We start from the raw sequence: 12,667 nt of genomic DNA on the forward strand, positions 1-12,667 counted from the left end.
CCCGCGCCGCCGCCCAACCCCCCCCCCCCGCCGCGTGGCCTGCGCCCCCCCCCCCCGGGGGGGCGGCGCCCCCCCCGCCCGGGGCCCCCCCCCCGCCCGCTTCGGACTCACGCGGTGGGATCGGCAGGAGGCCCGGGCGGCGTCGCCTCGGGCGCGTCGCCGCCGGTCTTGCCCAGCGCTTCCTTGGCCCGGTCCGAGGCGCCGTGGATGTGGTCGGTGTGCTTGCCGCCGGTCTTTCGATCGGCGGCCTCGGCGGCCTTGTCGATGCCCTTGTCGGCCTTGTCGCCGTGCTGACCGAGCAGCCCCTCGGCCTTGGCCTTGATGTTCTCGAAGACGCCCATGTCCTGCTCCTCCTCGGATGCGCCCGTCGCGACCTGTTCGGCGACCGCGTCCCCGGGAGCCCGGGGAGCGGGCGTCGTGGCCGCCGCCTCGACCGGTTCGGCCTCGGCGCCGGCCGATGTCCGCGGTGCGGGCCGGTCCTCGACCAGCGTGGCGGTGTCCGTGCCCGCCGCGTTCTGCGAGCAGCACGAGCCGCTCTCCTCCGACGTGCTCGGACGCCGCTTGAACCAGTCGAAAACACTCACAATTTCTCCTAGACCGTATGTCTGTGGTCGTTGTCGTGCATTTCGGCGACGGGGCGGGGTCGGTCCGCTGGGCCGTACGGGGTACCGCCGCGCCGCCCGGAGTACAGCCACCCGGAGTACATGGGTCGCGGGAGATCAACGAGAGCGCGCGGGGCCGGTCACGACCTCGCGCACGGCCGTACCGCAACGAGCGACGGCACGACCGGGTGCGCCGATCCGGCAGACTTGGGGGGTGAGTCCCCGTGTCATTGCCGTCGTCGGTCCCACTGCGGCCGGAAAGTCCGATCTGGGGGTCGCCTTGGCCCGTGCGCTGGACGGGGAGGTGATCAACACCGATTCCATGCAGCTCTACAAGGGCATGGACATCGGCACCGCCAAACTGACCGTCGCCGAGCGCGCCGGCGTCCCGCACCACCTGCTCGACGTGTGGGAGGTGACCAGCTCCGCCAGCGTGGCCGAGTACCAGCGCGACGCGCGGGCGCTGGTGGACGACCTGCTGGCGCGCGGCCGCACGCCCGTGCTGGTCGGCGGCTCCGGGCTGTACGTGCGCGCGGTGCTGGACGACCTGGAGTTCCCCGGCACCGACCCCGACATCCGGGCCCGCCTGGAAGCCGAGGCCGAACGGGTCGGGCCCGGGCCGCTGCATCAGCGCCTGGCCGCGGCCGATCCGCCCGCCGCTGCGGCGATCCTGCCGAGCAACGCCCGGCGGATCGTGCGCGCGCTGGAGGTCATCGAGCTCACCGGGCGCCCGTTCACCGCCACCCTGCCCACCCACCGCTCGCTCTACGACAGCGTGCAGATCGGGGTGGACGTGCCACGCCCGGTGCTGGACGAGCGGATCACCGCGCGGGTGGACCGGATGTGGGCGGCGGGCCTGGTGGAGGAGGTGCGCGAGCTGGAGAAGGTCGGGCTGCGCGAGGGCCGGACCGCCTCGCGCGCGCTGGGCTACGCGCAGGTGCTGCGGCTGCTCGCGGGCGAGTGCACCGACGAGGCGGCCCGCGAGGACACCGTGCGCACCACCCGTCGGTTCGCCCGCAGGCAGGACACCTGGTTTCGGCGGGACCCGCGGATCCAGTGGTTGGCGCACTCCCGGGCCGATCTGCTGGACGCCGCGCTCGAACGGGTGATCCGACCCGCGTAGGGGTGTTGCCGGTGGGGTCTGCGTGGCACGGTGGGGGGTCCGTGACATACCCAAACCTTCTCGGGGGAGGCGGTCGTGATCCGCTCCGTTCGTCGCGTCCTGGCGCTGGGTACGGCGCTGGGGCTCGCATTGACCATTCCGGGAGTGGCGTCCGCGCACCCCGGCGAGTCGGCCGGCCCGCCGCCCAAGCAGCCGGTGGCCACGGGCTGGGGCGGTGCGGTCTCCAGCGTCGACCCCGACGCCACCCGGATCGGTCTGGACGTGCTGCGCAGGGGCGGCAACGCGGTGGACGCCGCGGTGGCCACGGCCGCGGCCCTGGGCGTCACCGAGCCGTACTCGTCCGGCATCGGCGGCGGTGGCTACTTCGTCTACTACGACGCGCGCAGCCACACGGTGCGCACCCTGGACGGCCGGGAGACGGCGCCCGCGAAGATGGGCAAGGACGCGTTCCTGGATCCGGCCACCGGGCTGCCGATCCCGTTCGACCAGGGCGTCAACTCGGGGCTCTCGGTGGGCGTCCCCGGCACTCCGCAGACCTGGGACACCGCGCTGCGCACGTGGGGCACCACCAGCCTGCGCGCCGCGCTGGAGCCCGCCCGGGCGCTGGCCGAGCGCGGGTTCGTGGTCGACCAAACCTTCCACGACCAGACCGCGGCGAACGCGACCCGGTTCGACGACATCACCCCGACCGCGCGGCTGTTCCTGCCCGACGGCCGGCCGCCCGTCGTGGGCAGCGTGTTCCGCAACCCGGACCTGGCCCGCACCTACGAGCAGCTGGGCCGCAACGGCGTGGACTGGTTCTACCGGGGCCGGCTCGGCCGCGAGGTGGTGCGGACCGCGCAACAGCCGCCGGTGGCACCGGGCGCGGACCGGGTCTTCCGGCCCGGCCTGATCGACACCGCCGACCTGGCCCGCTACCGGGTCCTGGACCAGCGGCCCACGCACGTCGACTTCCGCGGGCTGGACGTCTACGGCATGGCGCCGTCCTCGTCCGGCGGATCCACGGTGGGCGAGGCGCTCAACATCCTGGAGACCACCGATCCGCGTCGGCAGGACGCGGCGACCGCGACGCACTACTACCTGGAGGCGTCCCGACTCGCCTTCGCCGACCGCAACCGCTACGTCGGCGACCCCGCCGCCGTGGACGTGCCGCTTCGTGGCCTGCTCTCGGACGGCTACGCGAAGGAACGCGCGTGCCTGATCGACCCCGACCACGCCGCGGTGAGCCCGGTCCCGCCGGGTGATCCGACGCCGCCGTACGACCGCGACTGCCGGCCCACCGGCACACCGGAGGCGAGCGAGCCGGTCGAGGGGTTGTCCACGACCCACCTGGTCACCGCCGACCGCTGGGGCAACGTGGTGTCGTACACGCTGACCATCGAGCAGACCGGGGGCAGCGCGATCACCGTGCCCGGTCGCGGCTTCCTGCTCAACAACGAGCTGACCGACTTCAACTTCGCGCCGCTCACCCCCGGCGTGTTCGACCCGAACCTGCCCGCGCCGGGCAAGCGCCCGCGCAGCAGCATGTCGCCGACCATCGTGCTCCGCGACGGTCGTCCGTTCATCGCGGTCGGCTCGCCCGGCGGCGCGACCATCATCACCACCGTGCTCCAGGTGCTGACCGGGCGCCTGGACCGGGGGCTGTCGTTGCCGCAGGCGGTCGCCGCGCCGCGGTTGTCCCAGCGCAACGGGGCGGCCACCGAGGTCGAACCCGGGGTGCCCGACCCGCTGCGCGCGGCCCTGGAGCAACGGGGGCACGTGCTCAAGGCGAATCCGGAGATCGGCGCCGCCGCCGCACTGGAGTTCCTCCCCGGGGGCCGGGTCCAGGCCGTGGCGGAGCCCACCCGCCGGGGCGGCGGCGCGGCGGGCGTGGTCCGACCCGACTGATCACGGACCTCGCCCGACAAGCCTCGCCCGAAGAACCTCGCCCCACGCGCCCCGACACACCGCACGGGAGCGGCCTCGGTGGAAACCCATCGGGGCCGCTCCCGGTCACGCCCTAGGATTGTCGGGTGAGCACTCTGCACTTCTTCAAGGGCCACGGCACCGAGAACGACTTCGTCATCGTGCCGGACGCGGACGGCGAGTTCGCCCCGACCGCGGAGCAGGTCGCCGCCCTGTGCGATCGGCGCGCGGGCATCGGCGGTGACGGTCTGCTCCGGGTGGTGCGCTCGGCCAAGGATCCGGCCGCCGAGCACATGGCCGGCGAGGCCGAGTGGTTCATGGACTACCGCAACGCCGACGGGTCGATCGCCGAGATGTGCGGCAACGGCGTGCGGGTGTTCGCCCGGCACCTGGTCGAGCAGGGGTTGGCCGAGGCGGGCGAGCTGCGGGTGGCCACGCGCGGCGGGGTCAAGACGGTCACCGTGCCGATCGAGGGCCCGGTCACGGTGGACATGGGTGTGCCCCGACTGCCCGACTCCGCGGGCATCGGGGTGGACGTCCAGGGGCGGGTGCGGCCCGCGACCAACGTCGACATGGGCAACCCGCACGCCGTGGTGTTCGTCGAGGATCTGGCCCAGGCGGGCAACCTGTTCACGGCGCCGGCGGTGTCTCCCGCGGGGGCGTATCCCGACGGGGTCAATGTCGAGTTCGTGGTGCGCCGGGCGCCGGGGCACGTGGCGATGCGGGTGCACGAGCGCGGCTCCGGGGAGACCCGGTCGTGCGGCACCGGGGCGTGTGCGGTGATGGTCGCCACGGCGCGGGCCGACGGCGCGGAGCCGGCGGTGACCGGCGAACCGGTCGGCTACACCGTGGACGTCCCGGGCGGTCGACTGGTGATCACCGAGCGCGTGGACGGCCACATCGAGATGACCGGTCCGGCAGTGATCGTCGCCGAGGGATGGGTCGACCTCGATCGGTTGTGAGGCCCGGCCCGCCGGTGTCGCCGTGTGGCGTCCGTCGGCCCTGTGCACGCCCCGAAGCTCCGTGATAGGTCTTGCATGACCTGGTCAAGCAATGCCGTCATGGGGAGACACCAGCATGAGCAGCATGGACACGGCACGTGACACCACCCGCGCGGTGAAGAAGACGGTGCAGGCGGCGGGGGCCTTCTTCTTCGCGCCGCACACGGTCGCGCGCGGTGCGGAGCTGGGCCTGGACGGGGTGACCCTGTACATCGCCGGTCGCGGCGGGGTCCTGGGGGACGTGGACGACGACACCGTGGTCCGCGCGTTCCACCACTTCACGGCCGACACCCTGCTCCCGCTGTGGGCCGCGGGCCGCAAGGCCGCACCGCCCGCGCAGGTCGGCGAGCTGTACGCGGAGTGCGCCCGGGAGTGGGGGCGGACCCACCTCGCGGATCTGCCGGAGGTGGAGCGGCTCGCCGGGATCACCACCTCGATCGTGCGCGCCAACGACCTGGCCGGCCTGGCCCCGCTGTACTCGGCCTGGCGCGGTGTACCTCTTCCGGATGACGCGCCCGCCCGGCTCGCGCAGAACCTGCAGACGCTGCGGGAGCACCGGGGCGGCCTGCACATCCTGGCGCTGGCCGCACACCGGCTCAGCCCGTTGGAGGCGCAGGTGGCCGAGGGGAGTCCGTACCTGGAGTTCTATGGGCACCAGAAGCCGTTTCCGCAGGTCACGGCCGATCTGGCGGAGCGGTATCGGGCCGCGGAAGAGCTGACCGACGAACTCGTGGCGGCCGGTTACGCGGTTCTGGACGAGGCCGAGGCTGCGGACTTCACCGCCCTCGCGCCGGCCCTGGGCGCCCGGTTGGCGCACTGACGGGAGCCGACGGTCCCGGTACCGGGGTCCGGGAGAACCCCTAGGCGGGTCCTTCCCGGAGGTGGACTGTCCCGGGGGTCTCTCCTGCCAGGGAAGGACCCGCGTTACCCGACGCCGGACCGACGCGGGGCGGGGGTGTGCCTTCCTAGCCTGGAGGCATCAGTAAAGCGGGGGAGTGGTCGTGCGTTCGGGCGGCGGACCCCGCCCCGACCCAAGGAGAAACGATGCCTGCCCGCAACCGTCGATTGGCTCTGCTGGTCCCGCTGGTCGCCCTTCCGCTGGTGCTCACCGCGTGTGAGTTCAACGTGGACACCGACGGACACGAGTCGGAGAAGAAGACCACGTCCTACGACGTCTCGCAGAACGTGCGCTCGGTCAAGGTGGACAGCAACGCGGGCAACGTCAAGGTGACGGAGGCCGACGTCAAGACGGTCAAGGTGACCGAGAAACAGCACTACGACAAGACCGCGCCGACGACCACGCACAACGTGGACGGCAACGGGCAACTGGTCCTGGACTACGACTGCGCGAGCAACAGGGCCTGCTTCGTGGCGTACGAGGTGACCATCCCGCGCGGGGGTGCCGCGCTCGACATCCGTACCGAAGCGGGCAACGTGACCCTGCGCGATGTGACCGGGACGCTCAACCTGCGCACCAGCGCGGGCAAGATCGACGGCGAGGGGGTCACCTCGGCGAAGGTGACCGCGCAGACCAGCGCCGGGTCGATAGATCTGACCTTCACCAAGCCGCCCACCGATGTGGACGCCAAGACCAACGCGGGCCGGGCGACGGTGCGGGTGCCGGGCGGGCAGCAGTACGCGGCGGACGTGTCCACCACGATCGGCGACACCGACGTCAAGGTCTCGCGCAACGACCAGTCGCAGCACCGGATCAAGGTGCACACCGACGCGGGGCAGGCGCGGCTGCTGACCTCGTGAGGTCGACGGTTCGGCGAGGTCGCCGATCGAGGGTCGACCCGGTTCGGGCCGGCCGGTGGAATGAACCGGCCGAAAACCCGGATGCCCGCGCGCGGGCGGTCGTGGGACCATCGTGACGGCCGCCCCGGGGAATGGAGCGGCCCGCCGACTACGTTGAACAGGACGATATGACTTCTCGCTCACACCGCGCCGGACACGACGACACGGACCCGACTCCCCCATTCGACGATGCCGACGGCTTCGACGACGGAGCGGCCTTCGACGGATTCGGAACGGGCGATGACGTCGGGGTCGGTCCGCTCGACTACGACGGCGACCAGTTCGACCGCGAGGAGCGCAGCGCGCTCCGCCGCATCGCCGGTCTCTCCACGGAGCTGACCGACGTCACCGAGGTCGAATACCGGCAGCTTCGCCTGGAACGGGTCGTGTTGGTCGGGGTCTGGACCGACGGGACCGCCGCCGACGCCGAATATTCGCTCAAGGAACTTGCCGCGCTCGCGGAAACCGCGGGCTCGGAGGTGCTGGACGGGCTGATCCAGCGCCGCGACAAGCCGGATCCGGCGACCTACATCGGGTCCGGCAAGGCCAAGGAACTGCGCGACGTGGTGATCGCCACGGGCGCGGACACCGTGGTCTGCGACGGTGAGCTGACCCCGGGTCAGCTCATTCAGCTCGAAGACGTGGTCAAGGTCAAGGTCGTGGACCGCACGGCGTTGATCCTGGACATCTTCGCGCAGCACGCCAAGTCCCGAGAGGGCAAGGCGCAGGTCTCGCTGGCACAGATGCAGTACATGCTTCCGCGCCTGCGTGGCTGGGGCGCCTCGCTGTCGCGCCAGATGGGTGGCGGCGGCGGTGGCGGCATGGCCACGCGTGGCCCCGGTGAGACGAAGATCGAGACCGATCGTCGGCGCATCCGGGAGAAGATGGCCAAGATGCGCCGCGAGATCGCGGACATGAAGAAGGCCCGGGACACCAAGCGGCAGGAGCGGCGGCGCAACGCCATCCCGTCGGTGGCCATCGCGGGTTACACGAACGCGGGCAAGTCCTCCATTCTGAACCGGTTGACCGGTGCGGGCGTGCTGGTGGAGAACGCGCTGTTCGCGACGCTGGATCCGACGGTGCGCCGGGCCGAGACGCCCAGCGGTCGCGGGTACACGCTCGCCGACACGGTCGGTTTCGTGCGCCATCTGCCGCACCAGCTGGTCGAGGCGTTCCGCTCGACGCTGGAAGAGGTCGCCGACGCGGACCTGATCCTGCACGTGGTGGACGGCTCCGACCCCACGCCGGAGGCCCAACTGGCGGCCGTGCGTGAGGTGTTCACCGAGGTCGAGGCGCACAAGGTGCGCGAGATCGTGGTGGTGAACAAGGCCGACGCGGCCGATCCGGAGGTGCTGGCACGGCTGTTGCGTCGGGAGAAGCACGCGATCGTGGTGTCCGCCCGCACCGGGCAGGGCATGGACGAGTTGTTGGCGTTGATCGACGAGGAACTGCCGCGCCCGGATGTCGAGGTCGAGGTGGTCGTGCCGTACGAGCGCGGTGACCTGGTGGCCAAGGTGCACGGCACCGGTGAGCTGTTGGCCACCGAGCACCGCGAGGCGGGCACGTGGTTGCACGCTCGGGTGGGCCGGCAACTCGCCGCCGAGTTGGAGCGGTTCGTGGTCGCCAAGCGCTGAGCGAGCGTCGACCGGGCCCGGGCCGCACACGAACATCGTGTGCGGCCCGGGCCTTTGTCGTGTCCGGGGACGGCCGGGCGCCGCTCAGTGTTTGCGTTTGAGGTTGTCCAGCATGCGGCGGGCGTCCTGGTCCAGGTAGGGGCCGGCGATCCAGGTGTGTCCGGCGCCGCTGAGCGCGCTGTTGCCGATCAGCCGCAGGGTGCCGTCGGGGGCGGTGGCATACCAGCCGCCGCCGCTGGCGCCGGCGGTCATGGTGCAGCCGATCCGCAGCAGGGGCGGGCTGTTCGGGTCGACGGTCAACCGGCGCGGGTCCTGGGTGCAGGCGAACATGGTCAGCCCGTCGAACGGGGCGTCCTGCGGGTAGCCGTACGCGCCGGCGTCGGTCAGGTCGCGCGGGGCGTCGAACCACACCGGCAGGGCGCGGCCGACGACCTCCTCCAGGCTGCGTGCGCTGCCGTCGGGGTTCTTGACCTCGACCACCGCGTAGTCGTAGGCGGTGGCGGGTGACGTGGAGTTCGTGCCGCCGGCGCGCCACTGGTCGGAGGTGGACACCGAGGTCGCCCACCACTGGCCGAAGGGTGCGACCGGGCCGGGGTTGCCGAGGTTGGCCAGGGTGGCCTGGCCGCTGCTGTTGAACGCGGGCACGAATTGCAGGCTGGTGAACCAGGTGCCGCCGCGACCGGCGTGCACGCAGTGGCCGGCGGTCCAGACCAGGTTGCTGCGGCCGGGGCGCTTGGGGTCGGCGATCACGGTGCCGGAGCATACGGAGGGGCCGTCGGGGGCCTCGAAGAAGAGTTTGCCGGCGGCGACGGTGCCGGCCGCGCCGGTGTAGGGGCGGGCCACCGGGCGGGCCTGGACGGGGGGCGGCTTGGCCTCGGCGAGCACGTCCGGCAGGGGGCCGCGGGAGGGTTGCGGGCCGGGTCGGTCGGGCGCCGCGGTCGGGGCGGGCGGTCCGTCCTCGCCCTTGGGGTCGCGGGGCCTGGCCCGGCTCATGCGTTCCGGGGTCCAGTGCGCGGGATCGCCGGGATCGGCGAGTGTCTCCGGACCCCTCCCGTTGCCGCCGTCGTTGCCGACTCCGTTGAGTGTCAGTGCCATGACGGTGCCCGTCACCAGCAGCGACACCGCCACCGTCAGCGTGACGAACAGCGTGCGAACGCCGCGCGTCAAGCGCCTACCTCCCCGTGTGCGCCCCGCGTATATGACCGCCCGACAGTATCGGAGGGGGCCTCGGCCGTGATCGGGCGGCGGTTCGGTCGTTGTTTGGGACAGGGGTCGTCGATGCGGCGATTGTCACTCGTTGTGGTGACCATTTTGCCCCGAGTCATCATTCCAAGGTAAGCCTTACCTAAATTCCGATCGCCCTTGTGGAGGTGCCGCAGTCATGACCGCCGCCCTGACCAGGCCGGACGACCGCTCCGGCACCGGGGACCCGACGCCGGACGCGCCGCCCGCGGCCACCGCGCCCGGGGACGCCGCGCCGGTGCCCGGCACACCCGTCGACACCGCTCCCGCGGACACCGGCCGGATCGGCCGCCAGCGCACCGGACCGTCGGCCGACGGTCCGGGCATCCTGCGTCGGCAGGCCGCCCGCGAGTCCTCGGCGCGCACCTACGCGCGCTCGTTGCCGATCGTGCCGGTGCGGGCTCGGGGGATGACGGTCGAGGGAGCCGACGGCCGGCGCTACCTCGACTGCCTCTCCGGCGCCGGCACGCTCGCGCTCGGCCACAACCACCCCGTGGTGCTCGCGGCGATCCGCGGTGTGTTGGACACCGGCGCGCCGCTGCACGTGCTCGACCTGGCCACCCCCGTCAAGGACCGCTTCGTCGAGGAGCTGTTCGCCACGCTGCCGCCGGAGTTGGCGCGGGACGGCCGGATCCAGTTCTGCGGGCCGGCCGGCACCGACGCGGTGGAGGCGGCGCTGAAGCTGGTGCGGACCGCGACCGGTCGGCGTGGGGTGGTCGCGTTCACCGGCGCGTACCACGGGATGACCCAGGGAGCGCTGGCGGTCAGCGGGGACACCGCGATCCGCAACGCGACCGGCGCGGGTACCGGCGACACCGTGCGGCTGCCGTTCCCGCAGCGCTATCGCTGCCCGTTCGGCACCGGCGGCGCAGAGGGCGAGCGGGTGGCCGCGCACTACGCCCGCACGCTCCTGGAGGACCCGGACGGCGGGGTGCCGGTACCCGCCGGGATGATCCTGGAGCCCGTGCAGGGCGAGGGCGGGGTGCTGCCGGCACCGGACGGCTGGCTGCGCGAGATGCGCCGGCTGACCGCGGAGCGCGGTATCGCGCTGATCGCCGACGAGGTACAGACCGGTCTGGGTCGGACCGGCACGATGTGGGGCGTGGACCACGCCGGCGTGGTGCCGGACGTGATGGTGATCTCCAAGGCGATCGGCGGCAGCCTGCCGCTCGCGGTGGTGGTCTATCGCGCCGAACTGGACCACTGGTGGCCCGGTGCGCACGCGGGCACCTTCCGCGGCAACCAGCTGGCGATGGCGGCCGGCACCGCGACGATCGCCTTCGTGCGCGAGCACCGCCTGCACGAGCGGGCGGCCCGCCTGGGGGCCCGACTCGCGGGCGCGCTGCGCGACCTGATGCCCGGTCAGCCGGCGATCGGCGACGTGCGCGGTCGTGGGCTGATGCTCGGCGTGGAGATCGTCGAGCCGGAAGCCGCCGCGGACGCGTGCGGGGCTCGGCCCGTGGCGCCCGCGCTGGCGCTCGCGGTGCGCCGCGAGGCGCTGGGGCGGGGGCTGATCGTCGAATTGGGCGGGCGGCACGACAGCGTGGTGCGGCTGCTGCCGCCGCTGACGATGACCGACGTGCAGGCGGACGCGGTGTTGGAGCGGCTGGCGGACGCGATCGAGGCGGCCCGGGCCGGCCGGCCGACCTCGACCGGCGGATCGGAGTCGGCGTGAGCACCGCGCGGCACGTCGGGCATCCGGTCGGGGCCGCGCTCGCGGGCGGGGTCGCGGGCGCCGACGCGCTGCGCGCGCTGGTCGAGGTCGCGCTGGCCGCGCTGGTGGGCGGTGCGGGCGCGCGGAGTGGGCCGCTGCCGCCGGGCGGACCGGTCGCGGTCGCGGCCGAGGTGGCCCGAGTGCTGGGTCCGGGCGCGGTGGGCCCGGGGGGCTCCGTGCCGGACCCGCGCGGGTCGGCCGCGGTCGGCCCGGGTCCGCTGCCGGTGCTGGGCGTGGGCGAGTTCGCCGCGCTGGGCGAGTTGTCCGCGCTGCTGGCGTGGGGGGCCGCGGATCCGGCCGATCCGTACTGTGCGGGGCATCTGCACTGTCCGCCGCTGGCCGTCGCGGTGGCCGCGGATCTGGTCGCCGCCGCGCTCAACCCCTCGCTCGACTCGTGGGACCAGGCGCCGGCGGCTACCGCGCTGGAGGTCGAGGTGGTCGCCGCGCTCGCGGGCCTGGTCGGCTTCGCGCCGAAGGCGGCGGGCGGCACGATCACCAGCGGCGGCACCGAGTCCAACCTGATGGGCCTGCTGTTGGCGCGGGACGCGGCGGGGCCGGGGGTGGGTCGGCGGCGGATCCTGTGCTCGCAGGCCGCGCACTTCTCCATCCGCCGCTGTGCGGGCCTGCTGGGCCTGGGCGAGGACGCCGTGGTCACCGTGCCGGTGGGCGCCGACCATCGCATGGACCCGGTCGCGCTGGCCGCGGCCGGCCGCCGGGTGAGGGCCGGCAACGACCGGATCGCGGCGATCGTGGCCACCGCGGGCACCACCGACCTGGGGGCGATCGATCCGCTGGAGGCGATCGCCTCGGTGGCCCGGGAGTTGGGCACGTGGCTGCACGTGGACGCGGCCTACGGCGGCGGCGCGCTGTTCTCGGACCGGCTCGCGCCGCTGCTGGCCGGATTGCACCGGGCGCACTCGGTGGGCCTGGACCTGCACAAGCTGGGCTGGCAGCCGGTCGCCGCCGGGGTTTTCCTGGTGCGCGACGCGGCGCTGCTGGCCCCGCTCGCGCAGCGCGCCGCCTACCTGAATCCGGACGACGACGAACAGGCCGGCTACTTCAGCCTGTTGGGCAATTCGCCGCGCACCACCCGGCGGGCGGACGTGTTCAAGATCGCGGTCACTCTGCGGGCGTTGGGCCGGGCCGGACTGGGCGAGTTGGTCGAGCGTTGCCACGACCTGGCCCGGCACGCGGCGCAGTTGATCCGCGCCGATCCGCGCCTGGAGTTGGCCGCGGAGCCGGTGCTCACCTCGGTGGTGTTCCGCTATCTCCCGCAGCGCCAGGACGGGCCGGGACCGGCGGGCGCGGCCGAGACGGACCGGGTCAACGCCGCGTTGCGCCGCCGGCTGCTGTACGAGGGGAGCGCGGTGGTCGGCCGGACCGAACTGGGCCCAGGCCCGGGCGCGGTGCGGCTCAAGCTCACCCTGCTCAACCCGAACACCACCGCGGCGGACCTGGCGGCCCTGCTGGCGGCCGTGGTCGAGGCGGGGCGCACGGAAAGCGCGCCGCCCTGCTGACGCTCCGTCAACAAACAATCGTTTCCGCGCGCCTCGCATGTTTGTGACCGACCTCGCCGAACAATCGACACGGGTCGAAATCTCCCCAATCGGGAGCAACCTCATCCACGGGCATCGACCACGGGTCGATCG

Annotated in this window: 10 protein-coding genes; 8 read left to right on the plus strand and 2 right to left on the minus strand. The window is 73.3% G+C overall.

Going from position 1 to position 12,667, the window contains the following annotated elements; translation table 11 throughout:
- Positions 1-107: 107 nt before the first annotated feature.
- Positions 108-584: an antitoxin gene (locus ACFZBU_RS02650; protein ID WP_391581618.1), complete on the minus strand. Its 477-nt coding sequence runs from the start codon at positions 582-584 to the stop codon at positions 108-110.
- 232 nt (positions 585-816) lie between these two features.
- Between ACFZBU_RS02650 and miaA the strand changes: the two genes are divergently transcribed.
- The 6 genes from miaA to hflX all read left to right on the plus strand — a co-directional run bounded on the left by miaA (position 817) and on the right by hflX (position 8,062).
- A complete protein-coding gene (gene miaA / locus ACFZBU_RS02655; protein ID WP_391581619.1) occupies positions 817-1,725 on the plus strand; it encodes a tRNA (adenosine(37)-N6)-dimethylallyltransferase MiaA in 909 nt (302 codons plus the stop codon).
- Positions 1,726-1,800: 75 nt separating this feature from the next.
- On the plus strand, positions 1,801-3,612 hold the full coding sequence (gene ggt, locus ACFZBU_RS02660) for a gamma-glutamyltransferase (protein ID WP_391581620.1): 1,812 nt from the start codon (positions 1,801-1,803) through the stop codon (positions 3,610-3,612).
- A gap of 125 nt (positions 3,613-3,737) precedes the next feature.
- Entirely contained in the window at positions 3,738-4,592 is an 855-nt protein-coding gene (dapF, locus tag ACFZBU_RS02665) for a diaminopimelate epimerase (RefSeq protein ID WP_391581621.1), read from the plus strand.
- Positions 4,593-4,707: 115 nt separating this feature from the next.
- Positions 4,708-5,451, plus strand: coding sequence for a hypothetical protein (locus ACFZBU_RS02670; protein ID WP_391581622.1), 744 nt, complete (start codon positions 4,708-4,710; stop codon positions 5,449-5,451).
- A gap of 224 nt (positions 5,452-5,675) precedes the next feature.
- Positions 5,676-6,389 (plus strand): DUF4097 family beta strand repeat-containing protein, encoded by a 714-nt coding sequence (locus ACFZBU_RS02675; RefSeq protein WP_391581623.1) that lies wholly within the window; start codon positions 5,676-5,678, stop codon positions 6,387-6,389.
- 167 nt (positions 6,390-6,556) lie between these two features.
- On the plus strand, positions 6,557-8,062 hold the full coding sequence (gene hflX, locus ACFZBU_RS02680; RefSeq protein WP_391581624.1) for a GTPase HflX: 1,506 nt from the start codon (positions 6,557-6,559) through the stop codon (positions 8,060-8,062).
- 84 nt (positions 8,063-8,146) lie between these two features.
- On the opposite strand, the gene ACFZBU_RS02685 is transcribed toward hflX, so the two are convergent.
- Positions 8,147-9,229 (minus strand): trypsin-like serine peptidase, encoded by a 1,083-nt coding sequence (locus tag ACFZBU_RS02685; protein ID WP_391581625.1) that lies wholly within the window; start codon positions 9,227-9,229, stop codon positions 8,147-8,149.
- 214 nt (positions 9,230-9,443) lie between these two features.
- Between ACFZBU_RS02685 and ACFZBU_RS02690 the strand changes: the two genes are divergently transcribed.
- On the plus strand, positions 9,444-10,979 hold the full coding sequence (locus ACFZBU_RS02690; RefSeq protein ID WP_391581626.1) for a diaminobutyrate--2-oxoglutarate transaminase: 1,536 nt from the start codon (positions 9,444-9,446) through the stop codon (positions 10,977-10,979).
- Positions 10,976-12,535, plus strand: a complete 1,560-nt coding sequence (locus ACFZBU_RS02695) for a pyridoxal phosphate-dependent decarboxylase family protein (RefSeq protein WP_391581627.1) — start codon at positions 10,976-10,978, stop codon at positions 12,533-12,535. Before ACFZBU_RS02690 ends, ACFZBU_RS02695 begins: the two co-directional genes overlap by 4 nt.
- Positions 12,536-12,667: the final 132 nt, after the last annotated feature.

Origin of the sequence: Embleya sp. NPDC008237, assembly GCF_042956465.1 — a bacterium.
In the GTDB taxonomy this organism is placed as follows: Bacteria; Actinomycetota; Actinomycetes; order Streptomycetales; family Streptomycetaceae; genus Embleya.

Bases quoted from the DNA above. Each gene is read 5' to 3' on its own strand.
- ACFZBU_RS02670 (WP_391581622.1), top strand. From the start codon at position 4,708: ATGAGCAGCATGGACACGGCACGTGACACCACCCGCGCGGTGAAGAAG.
- ACFZBU_RS02675 (WP_391581623.1), top strand. From the start codon at position 5,676: ATGCCTGCCCGCAACCGTCGATTGGCTCTGCTGGTCCCGCTGGTCGCC.
- hflX (WP_391581624.1), top strand. From the start codon at position 6,557: ATGACTTCTCGCTCACACCGCGCCGGACACGACGACACGGACCCGACT.
- ACFZBU_RS02690 (WP_391581626.1), top strand. From the start codon at position 9,444: ATGACCGCCGCCCTGACCAGGCCGGACGACCGCTCCGGCACCGGGGAC.